Source organism: Microbispora sp. H10670 (genome assembly GCF_014161385.1).
Classification (GTDB): domain Bacteria; phylum Actinomycetota; class Actinomycetes; order Streptosporangiales; family Streptosporangiaceae; genus Microbispora; species Microbispora triticiradicis.
In genome coordinates, this window is sequence record NZ_JABBWW010000014.1 from 21952 (window position 1) to 42604 (window position 20653).

The window sequence follows — 20653 nt, forward strand, 5'->3', positions numbered from 1 at the left end:
GCATGGAACTCCAACTGGCAGTGAACCGCCGACCCCTGCCCCGCTCCGCGGCGAGCCCGATCCCTCCCCCGCCCGAAGGCGGGGGTCTCCACGGAGGATCTTGATGACTGCCGGGGCGGCCCGCCCTGCGCGCCGGAACGTCGTGGTCGTCTTCATCGACCTGGTGGGCTCGACGGAGCTGGCCGAACGGCTCGATCCCGAGCTTCTCCGGGACGTCCTCGACCGCTACTACCAGGCGTGCACCTCCGGGATCAGCGAGCACGGCGGCGTGGTGGAGAAGTACATCGGGGATGCGATCATGGCGGTCTTCGGCATCCCCGCCGGCCGTGAGGACGACGCGCTGCGGGCGGTCCGCGCCGCCCACGCCGCGTTGCAGGGGGTGCGGGAGCTGAGCGACGGCCTCGCTCCCACGCACGGCATCCGGCTCGACGTGCACTGCGGCGTCAGCGCCGGAGAGGCGGTGGTCATCCCCACCCCGGGAGCGGACCTGCGCGTCATCGGCGACACCGTCAACACGGCCGCCCGCCTGCAGTCGGCCGCGGGCGTCGGCGAGATCCTCGTCGGGGACGAGGTCGCGCGCCTGGTCCGCGCCCAGGCGCGGCTGGAGCCCGTGCCGCCGCTCACCCTGAAGGGCAAGAGCAACCCCGTGCGGGCCTGGCGGGTGACCTCGCTGGAGCCGGACACCGGGGACGACGACGACCAGGTCCCGCTCATCGGCCGCGCCGCGGAGACCGCGCGGCTCCGCACGGCGTACCGGGAGGCGGTGCGGGACCACCGGTGCCGGGTGGTGACCGTGTTCGGCGTGCCGGGCATCGGCAAGTCCCGGCTCGTACGCGACTTCGTCCACGAACTTCCCGCCGAGGTCACCGTGCTCACCGGGAGGTGCCGCTCGTACGGCGCCGGGATCACCTATCGCCCCATCGCGGAGATGATCGAGTCCCTCGGCGACGACTGGCCGGACACGCTGGAGGCGGCGAGCGGCGCCGCCCTTCGCGGCCTGGTGACCGCGCACGCCGCCCGCCCGCCGCGTACGGGAGAGGACGCGGGCGTCGAGGAGATCGCACGGGCGGTGTGCGCGTTGTTCGAGGCGCTGGCCCGGCGCGAGCCGCTGGTGGTGGTCTGGGAGGACCTCCACTGGGCCGAGCCGACCCTCCTCGACCTGATCGACGACCTCACGACGTGGCTGGTCGACGTGCCGGTCCTGGTCGTACGGGTGGCCCGCCCCGAGCTGCTGGAGGCGCGGCCCTCCTGGGGGATCGACGTCGGCCGCGCCGTCGCGTTCGAGCTCGGCGCGCTGGACATGGCGCAGATGGAGCGGCTGGTCGCCGGGCTCGCCGAGCTCCGGCCGCCGGAGGGCGAGGTGGTCGCCCACGCCGTGGCCACCGGCCCGGCCCTGTTCCGGCGGGTCGCGGAGAGCTCCGACGGCAACCCGCTGTTCGCCGAACTGCTGCTGGAGACGCTGGCCGAGGAGGGGGAGGACGCCCCGCTGCCGCGCACCATCCAGGCGCTGCTCGGCGCGCGGCTCGACCTGCTCGACGACGGGGAACGGGACGTGCTCGAACGGGCCGCGACGATCGGCCACGTCTTCACCCTCGACCAGCTCGGCGTCCTCTGCGCGGCGCAGCCGGAGACCCGGTTCGACGTCGACGAGACGGTCGGGCTCCTGATCCGCAGGCGCCTGGTCCGGCGCGGGGAGGCGGCGGGGTCGTTCCACTTCACCCAGACGCTGACCCGCGACACGGTCTACGCCATGACCCGCAAGGACCTGCGGGCCACGTGGCATCTGGCCCTCGCCGACCGGATCTCCGGGCGCTCGGGGCGGGCTGAGGCCGCCGTCTCGTCCTCGTCCGGGGAGGAGTCGTCGCACGGCGACCTGACCCACCATCTGGAGACCGCCTGCCTGCTCAAGCGCGAGGTGCGGCCGGACGACCCGCTGCTGCCGGCGCTGACCGAGCGGGCCGCCCGCGCCCTCGTCGGCGAGGGCACCCGGGCCCTGCACCGCAAGGACCTGCCCGCGGCCATCGCCCTGCTGGAGCGGGGGCGCGACCTGCTGCCGGCCGGGCACCCCGAGCACCGGCCGCTCGCCGTACGCATCTGCGACGCCGGCCTGGCCCGGGGCGAGGCCGACCGGCCGTACGCCGCGCTGGACATGGCCGAGCGGATGCTGCCGGGCGACCCGCGCACCCGCCTCACGTGCGCGGTCCAGCGCGAGACGCTGGCGGTGCGCTTCGGCACCAGGCCCGCCTCGGCCAAGCCGTTCCGGGACCTGCTGGCCGCCGACCCCGGCGACGATCTCGGCTGGTGCCGGTTCCACCACCTGGAGGCGCTGCTGCGCATCGGCGAGGGCCACTTCGGGGCGGCCGAGGCCGCGCTGCGCGAGGCTCTGGCCCGGGCCCGCTCCCTCGGCGACAGGTACGAGGAGAACCGCCTGCTCAGCGGGTTGTGCGAGCTGGCGCAGTGGTCCCCCACCCCGCTGGCGGAGGGGCTTTCCCTGTGCGCCGGTCTGTCGGCCAGGTTCTGCGCCGACCGGGCGATGCTCCTGCCCGTCCTGGTCACCGAGGCGCGCCTGCTCGCGCTGGCCGGTGACGTCGCCGAGGCGTGGGCCGTCCTCCACGCCGCCGACCGGCACGCCCGGGACCTCCACCTCGACCTGGCCGCGGCCGCGGTCCTCCAGGTGCGCGGGCTGGTGGAGTCGCTCATCGACCGGCATGCCGAGGCCGAGGCGCTGTTCCGCCGGGCGGCGGCCGACCTCCACCGGGTGGGCCAGTCCGAGCCGGCCAGGACGCTGGAGCTGTACGCGGCGCGCGAGCTGCTGCGGCTGGGCCGTCACGCCGAGGCCGCGGGAGAGCTGGCGCGGCTGCGCGCGACGGGCGCGCGGCTGCAGGCCCGCGGTGAGCTGACCCTTCTCGCGCTGAGCGCCTGGGTCGCGTCCCTCGACGGCGACCACGGCGCGGCGGGCGCCCTCGCCGCCCGCGCGGAGGAGCTGCTCGCCCGGACCGACGACCCCTGCCTGCGCGGGGACGTGCTGGCCGACCTGGCGAAGGTCCACCACGCGGCCGGGCGCACCGGCCCGGCGGCCGAGGCCGCGGCCCGCGCGCTGCGGGGGTACGCGGCCAAGGGCGCGGAGCTGCCCGCCCGGCGGGTACGCCGGTGGATCGAGGAGGAGAGGCTACCGTGACACAGCCCCCCTGGCGCCGCGAGCGGCGTGAGCAGTTCCCCGGCGTGCCGGCCTGGAGCCTGGCGACCTCACGGCTGGCGCCGGAGGAGTTCGGCGTGAGCCGCCTGGAGGAGGTCACCAGGGAATGGGCGTGGGGCGACGACGGCACGGGGCCCGCCGACGGGGCGGGGGTGCGCGTCTGCGTGCTCGACACCGGGGTGGACGCCTCCCACCCGCGGGTCGGCCACCTGGACCGTTCGCTGGTGGTCGCCGACGACGGTGGGGACCTCACGGTCGTCGACTGCGACCCGGCCGACCCGGTGGGGCACGGGACCGCGTGCGCCGGTGTGATCCGCTCGATCGCCCCGGCCGTCTCGCTGACCTCGGTGCGGGTGCTGACCGACGGCCGGTCCGGCAGCGGCGCCGCCCTCCTGGCCGGTCTGCGCTGGGCCGTCGAGGAGGGGTTCGACCTCGTCAACCTCAGCCTGTCCACCACCAGGAGCCAGTTCCTGCCCGAGCTGCACGAGCTGGCCGACCGCGCGTACTTCCGGCGCTGTCTGCTCGTGGCCGCGGCGCACAACATGCCGGTGGTCAGCTTCCCCTGGACGTTCTCCTCGGTCATCTCCGTGGCCAGCCACGACGAACCCGACCCGATGACCTACTACTACAACCCCGCGCCGCCGGCCGAGTTCTACGCGAGGGGCGTCCGGGTCCGGGTGGCCTGGCGCGGCGGCAGGGAGATCCGCAGCACCGGGAACAGCTTCGCCGCGCCGCACATCACCGGGATGTGCGCGCTCGCCCTGAGCAGGCACCGGTGGATGACCCCCTTCCAGCTCAAGTCCGTGCTCTACCTGGCCGCCAGCAACGTCGTCGTATCCAAGGGAGACGCGCATGTCCGTGCCTGAACGGCGCTCCGACAGCGAAATCACCGAGCGCAGGCTGCTGCAGTCGACCGTCGAGGTCGCCCGGCACGTGTTCGCCTCCGCCGCGGCGTCGGTCTTCCTGGTGGACCAGGAGACCGGCGAGCTGGTCTTCGAGGCCGTGTCGGGTGAGGGGGAGAAGCACCTCATCGGCACGCGTTTCCCGTCCGGCACGGGCATCGCGGGCTGGGTGGCGGCGAGCGGCCAGCCCATGATCGCCGACGAGGTGACCGCCGTGCCGCAGTTCGCCCACGACGCCGCCGAGTCCACGGGATACGTCCCGCACAGCATCATGGCGGCGCCGGTCATCCGGGAGGAGAGCTGCATCGGCGTTCTGGAGGTGCTCGACAGGTCCTCCGACTGGCGGGGCGAGCTCGCCGACGTGGACCTCCTCGCGATGCTCGCCGCCCAGGCCGCGTACGGCCTGGAGCTGCTGCTGCGGCTGCGGCGGTCGGAGGCGGCGCTCCCGGCCGCGGCCGGCGGGGACGACGTGCACCTCCTGCTGCAGCGGATCTCCGATCGGGTGCCCAGGGGCGCCGGGGCCGCCGACCCCACCGCCCTGAAGCTCCTCGCCGTCGCCGAGGAACTGCTGCACTAGTGCTGCTCCCCTGACATGGCTTGGCCGAGTCTGGTGGCGTCGGGGAGATTGCCGACCTGGTCAACAGCGGTATGAGCCGGGCGAAAGCCGTGACTGCCAGGGGGGACGCCGCTCATGGAGATGCCCGTTGTCAACCGTTGCGAGGCCACCTCGTGCGTGTACAACCGTGACCGCAGGTGCCACGCGACCGCCATCACGGTCGGCGACCTGTCCCACGCGCACTGTGACACCTTCTTCACCACCGCGGGGCCGGGTGGCGACCAGCAGACCGTGGGCCGCGTGGGCGCGTGCAAGATGTACGACTGCCGGCACAACGTGGCGCTGGAGTGCCAGGCGCCCGGCATCGACATCGGTTACGTGCAGGACGAGGCCGACTGCATGACGTACGCGCCCGCCTGAGCCGGACGATGCTCAGGCGGACGGTGCTCAGGCGGGCGGGGCTCGGGCGGGCGGGGCTCGGGCGGACGGCGCTCAGGCGGGCGGGGCGTACCGGGCGATCGGGTTGACCAGGTCGCCGGCCGTCTGGAGCGCGGCCGACGGGTCGGCGAGGTCCACCATCTGCCGGTTGTCGCGCAGTTGCAGGCGGTTGAGGCACGAGAGCGCGAACGTCTCCGCGAACAGGTCGTGGCGCCGGAACCGCTCGGCGAGATGGGGCGCCGACCGCCGGTAGTCCGCCGCGCACTCGGCGACCGTCCGCCAGAACACATCCTCGCCGAGCACGCCGCCCGTGGCCAGGATCGCGTTGAGGAAGCGCAGGAAGCAGTCGAACACGTCGGTGAAGATCGACAGTAGGCGCATGTCCTCGGGCACCTCGGCGCGGATCCGCCGCACGCCGGGAGGCAGGTCCGTGTCCGGGTCCATCACCACGATCTCCTCGGCGATGTCCTTGAAGATCACCCGCTCCACCGCGCCGCCGTCGAGCACCAGGATCACGTTCTCGCCGTGCGGCATGAACGCGAGGCCGTACGCGTAGAAGGCGTGCAGCAGCGGGGTGAGATAGGCGTCGAGGTAGCGCCGCAGCCACACCTCGGGCGGCAGGCCCGACTGCTCGATCAGCGCCGCCGCGAACGACCGGCCCTCCTCGTCGACGTGCAGGAGGGAGGCCATGGTGGCCAGGCGCCTGCCCGGCTCCAGGCCCGCCACCGGGCTCTCCCGCCACAGCGCCGCGAGCATCTTCCGGTACGGCGAGTGGGGACGGGTGGCCGACTCGTACAGGCGGTCGCGGTAGCCGGCGGCGGCCCGCTCGCGGATGATCGTCAGGCGGGTCGCGCGGAAGATCTCGTCGTCCCGCAGCAGGCCGGCGAGCCAGTCGTTGATCGCCGGGGTGGCCTCCATGTACGCCGCGGACAGGCCGCGCATGAAGCCCATGTTGAGCACCGACAACGCGGTCTTCACGTAGTGCTTCGACGGCGCGCCGGCGTTGAAGAACGTGCGCACCGACTGCTGGGGGAGGTAGTCGTCGTCGCCGGGGCCCAGGCAGACCAGGCGCCGTGTGGCGACCGCCGCGGCGAAGGTGACCGACAGCTTGTTCCACCACTGCCACGGGTGCACCGGAAGGAGCAGGTAGTCGGTCATGTCGAGGCCGAGACCGGTGAGTGTGCCCGCGAAGCGGGCGAGGGTCTCCTCGCCGAGTTCGCCGCGCGTCAGCCGCTCGTAGTCGATGTCGCCGGAGCAGGAGAACACGCAGTGGTCGCGGTGGGCGGCCAGCCAGATCAGGCGTACGGGGGCGGCGGCCTCGGGGGCGTACCGGTGGTGGTCGTCGATCCCGTAGCCGATCCGGCCGCTGTTGGCCACGAAGCACGGATGCCCCTCGGTCATCGCGGCCTCGATCTCCTGGAAGCCGGCCTTCGCCAGTTCGTCCGCGCCGGCCGCACGCCTGGTCAGCTTGTACGCGAGGCTCGCCAGCGTGGAGGAGATCTCCTCCAGGTAGACGGGGAGGATCTCGTCGGTCAGCCCGAGGGAGCCGCGCATCTCCACGACGAGATCCAGTGCGTCGAGAGGCAGGGCCTCGCCCGTAGTGCGGTGCCGGGTGATCTCGCCGATGTGCCAGTGGTCGAGCGACAGCACCGTGGCGGTGAAGCGATACTCCACGGTGTCGTCGTCGGACCGCACGGCGTACCAGCCGTCGCCGAGCGGGCGCGGAACGAGCAGCCGCTCGTGGGCGAACTCGGCGAGCGCCTTGCGGACCAGCCGCCGGTTGGCCTTCTCCCAGGTCGCCGGGGTGAGGTGGGCGACCGCCGCGACAGGATCGCCGGCAGGATCTCCGGCGAGGCTCCCGGCGGCGTTTTCGGCGGAGTTCTCGGCGGCGTCTCCGGTGGGGGTTCCGGCCGGATCGGCGGCGCGGTTTCCGGGGCCGGTCACCGGTGGATCCCCTCCCCCCGCACACCGGCCGCGACGCTCGCGGCGTGGAATCGCTCGCGCGTGCACACGCTCAGCAGGGCCTCCTTCTCGGGTTTGGCGATCACGCCGACGACCTCGAAGCCGACGGCCGCGTTCAGCGCGTGGACGGCGGTGTTGCGCACGTCGGGCTCGACGACCACCCGCCGCACCGCCGGGTCGGCGAACAGCATCTCCAGCACGGTGGTGATCACGGCGCGGGAGAAGCCGTGCACCGGGGTGCCGGTGGGCGCACAGAGGAAGTGCATACCCACGTCGCCGTCCCGCTCGTCGTACCGGCCCGCCAGCTCGACCCGGGCGGGGTCGTACCGCTCGGCCAGGAAGGCCGGACGCCCGTTCACCAGCCCGAGGTAGGCGTCGCGGTGCGGGTGCGCCACGATCCGGCGGTACTCCTCGGCGACCTCGGCGACGTCCGCGTCCCCCATCATCCAGAACACGGCCTTGGGGTGGGTCACCCAGGCGTGCACGATCTCCGCGTCGGCGTCGGGGTCGAGCCGGCGCAGAGCCAGTTCGCCGACCCCGTCGTAAACGCCGCGGAAGACGATCCCGCTCACGCGACCACCCCCTCGGGGGCGCCGAACTCCTGGAAGGCGATCGCCTTCTCGATGGGGTAGTGCTCGCGGCCGAGGATCTGGGCGATGATCCACGAGTTGCGGTACGGGCCCATGCCCAGGTCGGGAGAGGTGACGCTGTGCGCGTGGGTCGCGCCGTTCTGCACGAAGATCCCCCGCCCGGTGACGTCGACGCTGTAGTTCCTGGCCACGTCGAACCGGCCGCGCCGGTCCCACCGGATGCGGTCCCGTACGGGATCGAGGAAGGCGGGCGGCTCGTAGCGGTAGCCGGTGGCCAGCACGAGGCCCTGGGTGACGAGCGTGAAGTCGCGCTCCTGCTCCAGGTGGCGCAGGCCGAGCGTGTACTCCCCCCGGGCCGCGTCGTAGCCCGCCTCGCGCAGCTCGGTGCAGGTCAGCAGCCGCGCCGGGACCGGCCCGCCGGCGGTCTTGGCGTACAGCAGGTCGTAGATCTCGTTGATCAGCGCCGCGTCGATGCCCTTGTGCAGGCACTTCTGCTCGGCTTCGAGGCGGTAGCGGGTGTCCTCGGGCAGCGCGTGGAAGTAGTCCACGTAGTCCGGGGAGGTCATCTCCAGGGTCAGCTTGGTGTACTCCAGCGGGAAGAACCGCGGCGACCTCGTCACCCAGTTCAGCCGGTAGCCGTGGGTGTCGATGCCGGCCAGCAGGTCGCGGTAGATCTCGGCGGCGCTCTGCCCGCTGCCGACGACCGTGATGCTCTCCTTGGCGAGCAGGTCCTCCTTGCGGGCGAGGTACTCGCTGTTGTGGACGACGCCGCCGCCGAGGCCGCGGCAGGGCTCGGGCACGTACGGCGGGGTGCCGGTGCCGAGCACGAGGTGCGGGGCGCGGTGCTCGGTCCGCTCGCCGGTGTCCGTCAGCGCGTGGACGACGTAGCACCCGTCCGCCTCGTCGTACGTCACGGAGGTCACCCGGTGGCCGAAGCGGACGCTCCGCAGCCGCCCGGCGGCCCACCTGCAGTACGCGTCGTACTCGGCGCGGAGCTGGTAGAAGTTCTCCCGGATGTAGAAGGGGTAGAGCCTGCCGGTCTCCTTGAGGTAGTTCAGGAAGGAGTACGGCGAGGTCGGGTCGGCCAGCGTGACGAGGTCGGCGATGAACGGCGTCTGCAGCGTGACCGAGTCGAGCATCATCCCCGGATGCCAGGCGAAGCCGGGCCTCGCCTCCAGGAACAGCCCGTCGAGCCCGGCGACCGGCTCGGCCAGGCAGGCGAGGCCCAGGTTGAACGGCCCCAGCCCGATGGCGACGAAATCATGGGCGGACATGCGTTTCTCCCTGGTGGTCAGCTACTGGACGGGGCGGCGAGCGGCACGAGGTCGTCCACGTGGCGCTGGGCGTGACCGGCGAGGAGATCGAGGACGTACGCGACGTCGTCCCGCGTGGTCTCCGGGTTGAGCAGGGTGAACTTCAGGTAGTGGCGACCGTCGACGGTCGTCCCCGCGACGACGGCCTCGCCGGAGGCGGCCAGCGCCTCCCGGGCGTACAGGTTGGCGTCGTCGGCCAGTTCGCGGCCCGGGCCCTCCGGCGGCAGGTAGCGGAAGACCAGCGTGCTGAGCGGCGACCGCGTGACGACCTCGAAGCGCGGGTCCGCGGCGACCATGTCGTACGCCTCGCCCGCGAGGTCCACCACCTGGTCGAACAGCTCGCCGACCGCGTCCGCGCCCATCACGCGCAGGGTCAGCCAGAGCTTCAGCGCGTCGAAACGGCGGGTGGTCTGCAGGCTCTTGTCCACCTGGTTGGGGATCCCCCGTTCGGCCATCCGCAGCGGGTTGAGGTAGTCGGCGTGGTGGGCCGCGTGCCGCAGCACCGCGCCGTCCCGCACCAGCAGCGCGCTCGAGCTGACCGGCTGGAAGAAGGACTTGTGGAAGTCGACCGTGACCGAGTCGGCCCGCTCGATCCCGTCGAGCAGGTGCCGCCGTCTGCGGGAGACCAGCAGCCCGCAGCCGTACGCCGCGTCCACGTGCAGCCACACCCCGGCCGCCGCGCACAGCCGGGAGATCTCCGGCAGCGGGTCGATCGAGCCGAAGTCGGTGGTGCCCGCGGTGGCGGCGACGGCCATGACCGTCAGCCCGGCGCGGCGGCAGCGGTCGAGTTCGCGGGCGAGCCCGCCGGGCCGCATGCGCCGCTCCGCGTCGGTCTCCACGGCGACGACCGCCTCCGGCCCGAGGCCCAGCAGGGTCGCCGCCTTGCGCACGCTGAAGTGGCCCGCCTCCGACGTGATCACCCGCAGCCGGGACAGCGGCACCCCGGCGGCGCGGGCCTCCTCGCGGGCGAGGAACAGCGCCTGAAGGTTCGACTGGGTGCCGCCGCTGGTGAAGACGCCGTCGGCGGCGGGGCCGAAGCCGACGCGGCCGGCCGTCCACTCCACCAGGCGGCGCTCGATGAGCGTGCCCCCCGCGCTCTGGTCCCAGGTGTCGAGCGAGGAGTTGACCGCCGACAGGACCACCTCGCCCAGCAGCGCGGGGAGCACCACCGGGCAGTTGAGGTGGGCGAGATAGCGGGGGTGGTGGAAGTAGACGGCGTCGCGCAGATAGACCCGTTCGAGCTCGTCGAGCGCGGCGGCGTGGTCGTGCAACGGCCGTTCGAGGTCGATCGCGGCGATCTCCGGCGCGAGCCGCGCCGGGGCGACGCCGCTGAACGGCCGTTCGGTCCGGCCGACCCGGCCGGCCACGCGGGTGGTCCCGGCGGCCATCGCGCTCCGGTATCCCTCCACGGTGTGGTCGTTGAGCAGATACGACCGCGCGTCTCCGGCGCGGGGATGGGTCATGGTCATCCTTAGTTAGTTAGGCTAGGCAAACCTAAGTCGGTGGAGCGCAGACGGGGGCCCGGGTGATTTCCGGTGAGGTACGGGTCAGCCGAGCTTCTTGGCGTTCCGGATCGCCGTCGCCAGGTTCTCCAGGATCGGCGCGGCGCCCGCGTACGAGAAGCGCGGCACGGGGTCCCAGGCGGCGACCTGGCCGGCCTTGACCGCCGGAAGCTTGGGCCAGGCGGGCTTGGCCTCAAGGTCCTTGGGCTGCAGCGCGGTGGGCCGGTTGTCGAGCAGGATCAGGTCGGCGTCGTACTTGCCGGCGTTCTCCCAGCTGAGGTTCTCGTAGTAGCCGCCGTCGCCGGGCTTCTCGGGCCGGACGACCTCGACCCCCAGCTCGGCGAAGTACATGAGGTCGGTGTTGACCTCCGGATTGGAGACGTACAGCACGTCGGGGCTGCCGGAGGCGGCCATCACCTTGATCCCGGGGTTCTCGGCGACCGCCTTGCGCACGCTGTCGGCCGCGGCCTCGAACCTCGCCTTGGCCTGGGCGACGCCGGGGGACTTCAGGTCGGCGCCGAGGGTCTCGGCGAGGGCGGCGTAACGCTCGATCGTCTCGGTCATCGGCACCCGGGCGGCGCTGACGGCGACCGTGGGGGCGAGCTTGACGATCTTGTCCTTGCTCTCGTCCGGCACGTACCACAGCGCGCCGGGGTCGTACATGTGGGTGACGAGCAGGTCGGGGCGCAGCGCCGCGTACTTCTCGATGTTGAACTCGCCCCAGACGTTGCCGAGGATCGTCACCTTGTCCACGTCCAGGTCGCCCGCCTGCGGCTCCGGCGAGCCGTCGGCACGCTTGGTCTCGCCGAACACGCCGACGAGCTTGTCCTGCAACCCGTAGTCGGCGAGGGCCGCCGCCGTGCCGGTGAACGCCACCACCCGCGCCGGGACCCCCGCCGCCGTGGCCGTCTCCTTCCTGTCGTCGGTGAAGGACCACGCCCCGGCGCTCGCACCGGCGGCGGCGGCGCCCTGGCTCGCGCCGGCGCTCTGACCTGCGGAGGAAGGGGCGGAACCGCCCGATGCGCAGGCCGCCAGCGCCAGCGTGAGAGCGGCGGCTCCGCCCGCGGCGAAGAGCCCGCGACGGGACATGGTGGTGTTCAGGTTTCGCACGGTTCGTCTTTCTCTCGCACAGTCATCCTCTTGGGACAGATCGATTGTTAGGTTACCCTTACCTAAGTTCTTGTCCAGAGGGGCGATCGGAATTCGTCCCCCGCCCCGATGGAGCCGGCCGTGGTCGTCACCGAGTCCTCGCAGATCAGCGGGCCCGCGCGGGTGCCGCGAAAACATCCGGCGAGGGCCCGTCCGGTGGCCACGGTGCTCGGCACAGTGGTCGGGCCGGCGCTCGCGCTGCTCGCCGTCCTCGTGCTGAGCCTCGGGCTCGGCGCCCGGCCGATGTCCCCGGCCGAGGTCTGGCAGGGGCTCGTGGACACCGGATCGGGCGCGTACACGGTGGTGCACGAGATGCGGCTGCCCCGCACCCTGCTCGGGCTGCTCGCGGGCGCGGCGCTGGGCGTGGCGGGCGGGGTCATGCAGGCGCTGACCCGCAACCCGCTCGCCGACCCCGGCCTGCTGGGCATCAACGCGGGGGCCGCCGCGGCGGTGGCGACGGCCGCCGGACTGCTGGGCGTGGCGACGTTCCAGGGCTACGTCTGGTTCGCGCTGGCCGGCGCTGCGGCTGTGTCCGTGCTCGTGTACGGCGTGGGCGGCGGGCGGGCGGCCACCCCGGCGCGGCTGGCGCTCGCGGGAGCCGCGATCAACGCCGCGCTCTACTCGTACGTGAACGGGACGATGCTGCTCGACGCGGCCTCGCTGGAGACGATGCGCTTCTGGACGGTCGGCTCGCTGGCGGGCGCGCAGAGCGGGACGGTGGCCATGGTCGCGCCGTTCGTCGCGGCGGGGCTGCTGCTGGCCCTGGTCCTGGCCCGGCCGCTCAACGCGCTCGCCCTCGGCGACGACTCCGCCCGGTCGCTCGGCGCGCGTCCCGCCGTGATTCGTACGGCCGCCATCGTGGCCGTGACGCTGCTGTGCGGGGCGGCGACGGCCGCCTGCGGGCCGATCGTCTTCGTCGGGCTCATGGTGCCGCACCTCGTGAAGACGCTGACCGGCCCCGACCTGCGCCGGCTGCTGCCCTGCTGCGCGGTGCTCGCGCCCGCGCTGCTGCTCGGCGCGGACGTGCTCGGGCGCATCGTGGCCCGGCCCGGCGAGTTGCAGGCGGGCATCGTCACGGCGGTGCTCGGCGGCCCGCTGTTCCTGTACTTCGTGCGAAGGAAGGTGCGGGCGTGAGGCCGGAATCCGCGTGCGGGCGGGCGGCGTGGGAGAGGTGCGGCCGGTGAGCGTGGTCCGCGCCGCCGCCGGGCGGCCCGTCATGGCCGGGATCGTCGCCGTACGTCCCCGGGCCGTGGCCGTGGGGATCGGCTGCCTGCTGCTGGCGCTCGCCTTCGGCGTGCTCACGGTCGGCGGCGGCGACTACCCGATGAGCCCGGCGGACGTGCTGCGCACCCTCGCGGGCGGCGGCGGCCCGGCCGAGGACTTCGTCGTACGCGAACTCCGGCTGCCCCGGGTGGTGACCGCGCTGGTCGTGGGCGCCGCCCTCGCGCTGGCCGGCGCGATCTTCCAGTCGCTCGTGCGCAATCCGCTCGGCAGCCCCGACCTGCTCGGCTTCACCCAGGGCGCGGCGACGGGCGCGCTCCTGGTGGTGGTCGCGGGCGGCGGCAGCGCGGCCCTCGCGGGCGGCGCGGTGCTCGGCGGCGTCGTCACCGGAGTGGTGATCTACCTCCTGGCCTGGCGCGGGGGCCTGCACGGGCACCGCCTCGTGCTGGTGGGCATCGGCGCCACCGCGGTCCTCACGGGAGTCAACGGCTATCTGCTGACCCGCGGCCGGCTCATGGAGGCGGCCCGCGCCATGCTGTGGCTCACCGGCAGCCTGGACGGCCGCGGCTGGGAGGACGCCCTCCCCCTGCTCGCCGCGACGGCGGTGCTGGTTCCGGTGGTGTTGCTCGGCTGCGCGCGACCCCTGGCGATCACCGAGATGGGCGACGACCTGGCCCGCGGCCTCGGTGTGCGGGTGCAGGGCCTGCGCCTCGTCCTGACGGCGGCGGCCGTGCTGCTCGCCTCCCTCGCGGCGGCGGCCGCCGGACCGGTGTCGTTCGTGGCGCTCACCGCGCCGCATCTGGCCCGGCGGATGACCCGGACCCCCGGGCCCAACCTGCTCACCGCGGCCTGCGTGGGCGCCGCGCTGCTGACCGGCGCCGACCTCGCGGCCCAACGACTGTTCGGAGACCACCAGTTGCCGGTGGGAGTGGTGACGGGCGTGCTCGGCGGCGGCTACCTCGTCTGGCTGCTCGCCGCCCAGCGGAAGGCGGGCCGGATATGACCAGGACGAACGGAAACGGAGTGATGACGTGGTGAGCGGCGCGCTGGAGGCCGTGCGGGGCGACGGGCCCCGGTTGCGCGGCGACGCGCTGACCCTCGCGTACGACGGGCGGGTCGTGGTGGAAGGGCTGGACGTCGCCATCCCGGACCGGTCCTTCACGGTCGTCGTGGGGCCCAACGCCTGCGGCAAGTCCACCCTGCTGCGGGCGCTGGCACGCACGCTCAGGCCGTCCGCCGGGGCGGTGCTGCTCGACGGACGGGACGTCACCTCGCTGCCCGCGAGGAAGGTCGCGCGCACCCTCGGCCTTCTGCCGCAGACGTCGGTCGCGCCGGACGGGATCACGGTCGCCGAGCTGGTCGGCCGCGGCCGGTATCCCCACCAACGGCTGCTGCGCCAGTGGTCGGCGGACGACGAACGGGTCGTGGGGGAGTCGATGGCGGCCACCGGGGTCGCCGACCTCGCCGGCCGCCTGGTCGACGAGTTGTCCGGCGGCCAGCGGCAACGGGTGTGGATCGCGATGGCGCTGGCGCAGGAGACGCCGCTGCTGCTGCTGGACGAGCCGACGACCTACCTCGACATCGCCCACCAGATCGAGATCCTCGACCTGTGCGCCCGGCTGCACGAGGAGCGGGGGCGCACGCTCGTGGCCGTGCTCCACGACCTCAACCACGCCGCGCGCTACGCCACCCATCTGATCGCGATGCGCGGCGGGCGCGTCGTGGCCTCCGGCGCTCCCGCCGAGGTGATGACCGCCGGCCTGGTGGAGGAGGTCTTCGGCCTCCCCTGCCGGGTGATCGACGACCCGGAGACCGGCACCCCGCTGGTCGTCCCCGCCGCCCGCCGCCGTACGGGGGAGAAGGAGGCGTGAGCGTGCAGATCTTCCGCGATCGGTGGGGCATCCCCCACCTGCGCGCGGGCGACGCCCGCGAACTGGCCTACGCCCAGGGGTTCGTCACCGCGGTGGACCGGGCCTGGCAGCTCGAGGTCGAGCGGCTCCGCGGGGCCGGCACCTCGGCGGCCGTCCTCGGCGCGGACGCCGTCCCGTGGGACCGGTTCGTACGGCAGGTCCGGCTGGACGACACCGCCCGGCGCTGCCTCCGGGCGCTCGACGCGGACACCGCGGCATGGGTGGGCGCGTACGTGGACGGCGTCAACGCGGGCCTGCCCGAGGGAGCCCGCCGCGCCCCGGAGTTCCGGGCGGCAGGGCAGGCGGGGAACGCGGCCGGTCACGACGAGACAGAGCCCGGCCCCGCCGGGGACGACGGCGCGGCAGGAGACGGCGCGGCCGCGCTCGTGCCGGGCCGGTGGGAGCCGTGGACGCCGCTGGCGGTCTGGCTGTCGCACCACGTCCTGTTCGCGCACGTCCCGGCGAAACTGTGGCGTGAGGCGGTCACCGCCCGGCTCGGCGCGGAGGCCGTGGCGCTGTTCGCCACCGACGGGCCGGGCACCTCCGGAAGCAACGGCTGGCTGGTCCCCGGCGACCGCACCCGCACGGGGGCGCCGATCATCGCCGGAGACCCGCACCGGATCATCGAGGACCCCGGCTTCTATCAGCAGATCCGCCTGGCCTGCCCGGAGTTCGACGTGGCCGGGCTGGCCGTGCCGGGAGTTCCGGGCATCGCCCACTTCGGGCACGCGGGGACGGTCGCCTGGGCGATCACCAACGCCATGGCCGACTACCAGGACCTCTTCCGCGAACGTCTCCGGCGCCGGGACGGCCGCGTCGAGGCGCTCGGCCCGGCCGGCTGGCGGCCCGCCACCGCCCATACCGAGGTCGTCGAGGTCGCCGGAGGCGAGCCGGTCGAGGTGGAGGTGATCGAGACCGAACGCGGCCCGGTCGTCATGGGCGAGCCACCGCGGCCGTACGGGCCCGCGCGACAGGAGACGAAGGGACGCGCTCCTCGCGACCGGGGCGCCGGGCGGGAAGGCGGGTCGCCTGCCGGCCACGCGGGCGAGTGGGAGGACGGCCAGGACACCGGGCAGGACACCGGGCGCGAGGACGAGCCGGATGCCGGACGCGAGGACGAGCGCGCGGGCGAGTGGGAGGGAGTGAGCCTGCGGTATCCGCCGCGGGTGTTCCACGACCTGGGATTCGCGACGCTTCCCGCCCTGCTGCGGGCCAGGACCGTGGCCGACGTCGACCGGGCGTTCGACCGGTGGGTGGAGCCCGTCAACGTCGTGCTCGCCGCGGACACCGGCGGCGGCCTGCTGCACCGCGTCGCCGGTCTGGTGCCCGTCCGCCACCCGGGCAACTCGCAGCGGGTCGTGCCCGCCTGGGAGCCCGGCCACGAGTGGCGCGGCAGGCACGCGCCGATGCCCCGCCGGGAGGTCACCGGGATCACGGTGATGGCCAACGAACGAGGAATCTCGGCTCCGTTCGGCGTCGAGTTCGCCCCGCCGTACCGGGCCGACCGGATCCGGGCCCTCCTGGAGGCCGCCCCCGTCTGGTCCGCCGGGGACATGGCGGCGATCCACACCGACACGCTCCTGCCCGGCGCGCGGCCGCTGCTGGGGCTGCTGGCCGGGCTGACCGGGCTCGGTCCCGGCGCCGTACGCCTCCGGGACCGGCTCACCGGCTGGGACCGGCGGATGGACGCGGACAGCGCCGGCGCTGCGGCGTACGCGGATGTGCGTGCCGAGGTGGTGTGGCGCCTGGCGGCCCATCCCGCGCTCGCGCCGCTGGCCGATCTGTCGCACCCGCTCCAGCCCGAACAGGCGCACAGCCCGGATACGGGCACTCCCGTGGAAGCTCGTCCCGCACAGGCCGGCGCCGCGAAGGCCCGCCCCATGCCGGCCGCTCGCCCCACGCAGGCCGGCGGCGGGCCGCCCGTCGGCGGTGATCGGGAGGCGCCGGGTGAAGGTGTCGCGTGTCCGGAGGTGTTCCGGCCGTGGCTGGTGGCGGCTCCCCGGATCGCGCACGCCCTGGAGACCCTGCTGACGACCGACCGGCTCCCCGGGCTCGGCCCTGACGATCTGGCCGAGATCGCGCGGGCCGCGCTGGAGGACGTGGCGGCTCGCGGCGAGACCGGCGTCCGGTGGGGTGACCTGCACCGGCTCGTCCCCTGGCGGGCGCTGCCCGCCCCGGCGGCCACTCCGTCGGACCCCTCCGGCGCCGCGCAGGCGGAGCCGGGGATCTCGGGTGACCACGGCTGTGTGCTGTGCACGTCCAGCGTGCCGGGTGTCACCCATCACTGCGCCCGCGGCCCGGCCGCCCGCTACGTCTGGGACCTCGCACGGCGCGACGCGAGTCTCTGGGTCGTCCCGTTCGGCGCGAGCGGCGTGCCGGGCGACCCCCACCACCGTGACCAGCAGCCGCTGTGGGTGCGCGGCCAGCTCGTGCCCCTGGTCACCGACTGGACCCTGCTGACGGAGGAACGACATGATCTCTGAGGCTTCCGCCCGGGCCGTGTACGAGCAGGTGGTGGCCGGGTTTGGCACCGTCCGCATCGTCCCGGTGGACCCGGCGGCCGACGCCGCTTTGATCCACTCGTGGGTCACCCAGGAGCGGGCGAGGTTCTGGGGAATGCTCGACGCGAGCCCCGAGCGGGTCCTGGAGATCTACGACTACCTGGACGGGCTGACCACCCACCACGCCTACCTCGTCCACCGCGACGACCGGCCGGTGGCGCTCCTCCAGACCTACGAGCCGGAGGCGGACCCCGTCGGTGAGTGCTACGACGTCCGGCCGGGCGACTTCGGTGTCCACCTGCTGGTCGGCCCGGCCGCCGGGGAGGGCGAGCGCGGCTTCACCGGCGCGCTGCTGTCCGCCCTCCTGGCGTACGCGTTCTCCGATCCCGCCCACACCCGGATCGTCGCCGAGCCGGACGCCCGCAACGAGAAGGTGATCGGCCGCATGCTGCGGACCGGTTTCACGCTCGGGCCCGAGATCGACCTGCCGGACAAGCGCGCCCGGCTGCTCTTCCTGACCCGAGACGACCGCTGAGAACCAAGGAGTACGCAGTGCTGCTCGACGCCCTTTCCCGGCACCTGGAAGGCCTCGCGGCCGAGCGCGGCGGCGTGCTGGGGGTGCTGCCCGGGCTGGTCGCCGACGACTCCCCCGGCTGGATCCCCGCGGCCGACCTCGTGCGGGAGCCGTACGAGATCCTGCTCACGTTCGTGGACGAGACCGCGGCACGCTGGAACGCGCCGCGTCACGTGGCGGCGGCGCTGCTGTGGAAGACCTACGGCTACTGGCACACGATGCCGATGGTCCTCGGCTGGGCCCTCCACCGGCGGGTGCCCGTGATGCGCCTGGAGGACACGCTGGTCAAGCCGTCGGCGGCGGGGATCACGGTGGCGGCGTCCCGGCTGACCGTGGCCGTGCTCCCCGACGACCCCGCGGCCGGAACCGTCACCGGAATCCCCACCGGAACCACGGCCACCGCCATGGCCGTCGGCGGAACCACCGCTGGAACCATGGCCGCGACCCTGGCGGCACCGGTCTCGGGGCCGTCCGGCACGGTCGTCGTCGAGGACCTGGCGGCGGTCATCAGGGCGGCGATCCTCGACGGGCAGCGTCCGTTCGTGCAGGCGCTGAGCGCGGTGGCGCGGGTGGGTGAGCGCACCCTGTGGGGCTCGACCGCGGAGGCGGTCGCCCACCCGCTGCTCGCGCTCGGGCCGTACGCCGAGGCGGCCCGGCTGCTGGAGGAGATCGGACCGCCGGTCGCCGGGCTGCTCGCGCCCGACGGCGACGGGTACCGCCGCCGCACCTGCTGCCTGTGGATCACACTGCCGGACGCCGACCCCTGCTCCACCTGCTGCGTGCCGGCCGCGCGGACACCCTAGATTCCGGCCGGGAAAGAATTTCCGGCGATCGTGTCCATCCGGCGGGGTCTCATCCGTAGAGGTGGTGTGCGGCGACGCCCGTACGTGACACCCCCAGGGAAGGAAAGCTCGGCATGAAATACATGCTTTTGATCAACAGCAGCTCCGAAGGCCCGGCCGAGGAGGTCGAGGGCGCGTCGTTCGACGACTGGCTCGCCTACGACAAGATGGTGCGGGACGCCGGCATCCACGTGTCGGGGCACTCCCTCGCCGACCTGACCACCGCGACGACCGTCCGGGTCGCCCCCGACGGGCAGCGGACCATCACCACCGACGGACCGTTCGCCGAGACCCGTGAGGTGCTCGGCGGCTACTACGTGCTCGACGTGCCCGACCTCGACGCCGCCCTGGACTGGGCCGCCCGCTGCCCCGGGTCGCGCGGCGGCGGGTCGGTCGTGGTGCGGCCGGTGGCCGAGTTCGACATCTGACGCGTTCGGCATCCGACGAGTGACGATCCGACGATGACGGACGGCCGGGCGGCGACGGCGGTGGAGGCCGTGTTCCGGGAGGAGCGCGGCCGACTGCTGGCCGCGCTGGTGCGCCGCTTCGGCGACCTCGATCTCGCCGAGGAGGTCACCGCCGAGGCGATGGAGGCGGCCCTGGTGCACTGGCCGGTGGACGGCGTGCCGCCGAACCCGGGGGCGTGGCTCGCGACCACCGCGCGGCGTAAGGCGGTCGACCGCCTGCGGCGGGACACGGCGTACGCCGCCCGGCTGGCCATCCTGCAGGTGGAGGCGGAGCAGGCCGCGCCGCCCGCTCCGGAGATCGGCGCCGGCGACGACCTGCCCGACGAACGGCTCCTGCTGTTCTTCACCTGCGGCCACCCGGCCCTGCCCGCCGAGGACCGCGTCGCGCTGAGCCTGCGGTGCCTCGCCGGGCTGACCACCCCCGAGGTCGCCCGGGCCTTCCTCGTCCCGGTCGCCACGATGGCGAAGCGGATCGTCCGGGCGAAGAAGAAGATCCGCGAGGCCCGGATCCCGTTCCGTGTGCCCGGTCCGGACGAACGGCCGGAGCGGCTGGCAGGGGTGCTCCAGGTCGTCTACTCCATCTTCACGGAGGGGTACGTCGCCAGTTCGGGGTGCGACCTGCAGCGCCCCGACCTCGCCGAGGAGGCCATCCGCCTGGCGCGCATCCTGCGCCGGCTGCTGCCGGCCGAACGGGAGGTCTGCGGCCTGCTGGCGCTGATGCTGCTGGTCCACGCCCGCCGTGACGCCCGGACCGGGCCCGGCGGCGGGCTGGTGCTCCTCGCCGACCAGGACCGCGGCCGCTGGGACCGTACGATGATCGAGGAAGGGCTGGCCCTGGTGCCCGTGGCGCTGACCGGCGGCCCGGTGGGGCCGTACGGCGTGCAGGCCGCGATCGCCGCCCTGCACGACGAGGCGGCCGACGTCACCACGACCGACTGGCCGCAGATCGTAGCTCTGTACGACGTCCTGTTCACGCTTACTCCGTCGCCGATCGTGGCGCTGAACCGCGCGGTCGCGGTCGCCATGCGCGACGGGCCGCAGGCCGGGCTGGCGCTCCTGGAGCAGCTCGCGGAAGAGCCCCTGCTGCGGGATCATCACCCCTATCACGTGGCATGCGCCGACCTGCTGTCCCGGCTGGGCCGGAAGGGTGAGGCCGCCGTAGCGTACCGGCGGGCCCTCGACCTCGCCGGCACCGAACCCGAACGCGCTCACCTGCGCCGGAAGCTGGCCCCGGAATGAGCCCGAGCCCTGATCAGCCGCGGCTGGGTGTGGGGGTGGGGTTGTAGGTCGGAGTGCCGCTGGCTGTGGGGGTCGGATTACTGCTGGGTGTGGGGCTCGGGTTGTAGGTCGGAGTGCCGCTGGCTGTGGGGGTGGGGTTCCTGCTGGGTGTGGGGCTCGGGTTGTAGGTCGGAGTGCCGCTGGCTGTGGGGGTCGGATTACTGCTGGGTGTGGGGCTCGGGTTGTAGGTCGGAGTGCCGCTGGCTGTGGGGGTCGGATTACTGCTGGGTGTGGGGCTCGGGTTGTAAGTCG

17 protein-coding genes are annotated in these 20653 nt (G+C 73.8%); 12 read left to right on the forward strand and 5 right to left on the reverse strand.

Features of this window, described 5'->3' with window-relative positions; genetic code table 11:
• Window positions 1–103 precede the first annotated feature (103 nt).
• The 4 genes from HHX33_RS20210 (at window position 104) to HHX33_RS20225 (ending at window position 5074) form a co-directional block, all read left to right on the forward strand.
• A complete protein-coding gene (locus HHX33_RS20210; protein WP_182875974.1) occupies window positions 104–3178 on the forward strand; it encodes an AAA family ATPase in 3075 nt (1024 codons plus the stop codon).
• Window positions 3175–4062 (forward strand): S8 family peptidase, encoded by an 888-nt coding sequence (locus HHX33_RS20215; protein ID WP_111697457.1) that lies wholly within the window; start codon window positions 3175–3177, stop codon window positions 4060–4062. The genes HHX33_RS20210 and HHX33_RS20215 overlap by 4 nt, the downstream gene beginning before the upstream one ends.
• Window positions 4049–4675 carry a GAF domain-containing protein gene (locus tag HHX33_RS20220; RefSeq protein WP_182875975.1) on the forward strand — a complete coding sequence of 209 codons (627 nt, stop codon included), beginning with the start codon at window positions 4049–4051 and terminating at the stop codon, window positions 4673–4675. Before HHX33_RS20215 ends, HHX33_RS20220 begins: the two co-directional genes overlap by 14 nt.
• 114 nt (window positions 4676–4789) lie before the next feature.
• Complete coding sequence (locus tag HHX33_RS20225; protein ID WP_182875976.1) at window positions 4790–5074, forward strand: DUF1540 domain-containing protein; 285 nt, start codon at window positions 4790–4792, stop codon at window positions 5072–5074.
• 72 nt (window positions 5075–5146) lie between these two features.
• Here the strand turns inward: HHX33_RS20225 and HHX33_RS20230 are convergent, their stop codons facing one another.
• The 5 genes from HHX33_RS20230 to HHX33_RS20250 form a co-directional block, all read right to left on the reverse strand.
• Window positions 5147–7036, reverse strand: coding sequence for an IucA/IucC family protein (locus HHX33_RS20230; RefSeq protein ID WP_182875977.1), 1890 nt, complete (start codon window positions 7034–7036; stop codon window positions 5147–5149).
• Window positions 7033–7626 carry a GNAT family N-acetyltransferase gene (locus tag HHX33_RS20235; protein WP_182875978.1) on the reverse strand — a complete coding sequence of 198 codons (594 nt, stop codon included), beginning with the start codon at window positions 7624–7626 and terminating at the stop codon, window positions 7033–7035. The genes HHX33_RS20230 and HHX33_RS20235 overlap by 4 nt, the downstream gene beginning before the upstream one ends.
• Entirely contained in the window at window positions 7623–8918 is a 1296-nt protein-coding gene (locus tag HHX33_RS20240) for a lysine N(6)-hydroxylase/L-ornithine N(5)-oxygenase family protein (RefSeq protein ID WP_182875979.1), read from the reverse strand. The genes HHX33_RS20235 and HHX33_RS20240 overlap by 4 nt, the downstream gene beginning before the upstream one ends.
• Before the next feature lie 17 nt (window positions 8919–8935).
• Window positions 8936–10420: a pyridoxal phosphate-dependent decarboxylase family protein gene (locus HHX33_RS20245; protein WP_220502005.1), complete on the reverse strand. Its 1485-nt coding sequence runs from the start codon at window positions 10418–10420 to the stop codon at window positions 8936–8938.
• Window positions 10421–10504: 84 nt separating this feature from the next.
• Entirely contained in the window at window positions 10505–11569 is a 1065-nt protein-coding gene (locus HHX33_RS20250) for an ABC transporter substrate-binding protein (protein WP_310741450.1), read from the reverse strand.
• Between the two features lie 120 nt (window positions 11570–11689).
• On the opposite strand from HHX33_RS20250, the gene HHX33_RS20255 reads away from it, so the two are divergent.
• The 8 genes from HHX33_RS20255 (at window position 11690) to HHX33_RS20290 (ending at window position 20362) form a co-directional block, all read left to right on the forward strand.
• Window positions 11690–12742 carry an iron ABC transporter permease gene (locus HHX33_RS20255; protein WP_310741451.1) on the forward strand — a complete coding sequence of 351 codons (1053 nt, stop codon included), beginning with the start codon at window positions 11690–11692 and terminating at the stop codon, window positions 12740–12742.
• Between the two features lie 46 nt (window positions 12743–12788).
• Window positions 12789–13832 (forward strand): FecCD family ABC transporter permease, encoded by a 1044-nt coding sequence (locus HHX33_RS20260; protein WP_310741452.1) that lies wholly within the window; start codon window positions 12789–12791, stop codon window positions 13830–13832.
• Window positions 13833–13860: 28 nt separating this feature from the next.
• Window positions 13861–14700 (forward strand): ABC transporter ATP-binding protein, encoded by an 840-nt coding sequence (locus HHX33_RS20265; RefSeq protein WP_310741453.1) that lies wholly within the window; start codon window positions 13861–13863, stop codon window positions 14698–14700.
• Window positions 14697–17222: a penicillin acylase family protein gene (locus tag HHX33_RS20270; RefSeq protein WP_182875982.1), complete on the forward strand. Its 2526-nt coding sequence runs from the start codon at window positions 14697–14699 to the stop codon at window positions 17220–17222. The genes HHX33_RS20265 and HHX33_RS20270 overlap by 4 nt, the downstream gene beginning before the upstream one ends.
• Window positions 17212–17775 carry a GNAT family N-acetyltransferase gene (locus HHX33_RS20275; protein ID WP_182875983.1) on the forward strand — a complete coding sequence of 188 codons (564 nt, stop codon included), beginning with the start codon at window positions 17212–17214 and terminating at the stop codon, window positions 17773–17775. Before HHX33_RS20270 ends, HHX33_RS20275 begins: the two co-directional genes overlap by 11 nt.
• A 17-nt stretch (window positions 17776–17792) precedes the next feature.
• A complete protein-coding gene (locus HHX33_RS20280; protein WP_182875984.1) occupies window positions 17793–18617 on the forward strand; it encodes a (2Fe-2S)-binding protein in 825 nt (274 codons plus the stop codon).
• A 113-nt stretch (window positions 18618–18730) separates the two neighbouring features.
• Entirely contained in the window at window positions 18731–19084 is a 354-nt protein-coding gene (locus HHX33_RS20285) for a YciI family protein (RefSeq protein ID WP_111697446.1), read from the forward strand.
• A gap of 33 nt (window positions 19085–19117) precedes the next feature.
• On the forward strand, window positions 19118–20362 hold the full coding sequence (locus HHX33_RS20290; protein ID WP_182875985.1) for an RNA polymerase sigma factor: 1245 nt from the start codon (window positions 19118–19120) through the stop codon (window positions 20360–20362).
• The last annotated feature ends 291 nt before the right edge of the window (window positions 20363–20653 follow it).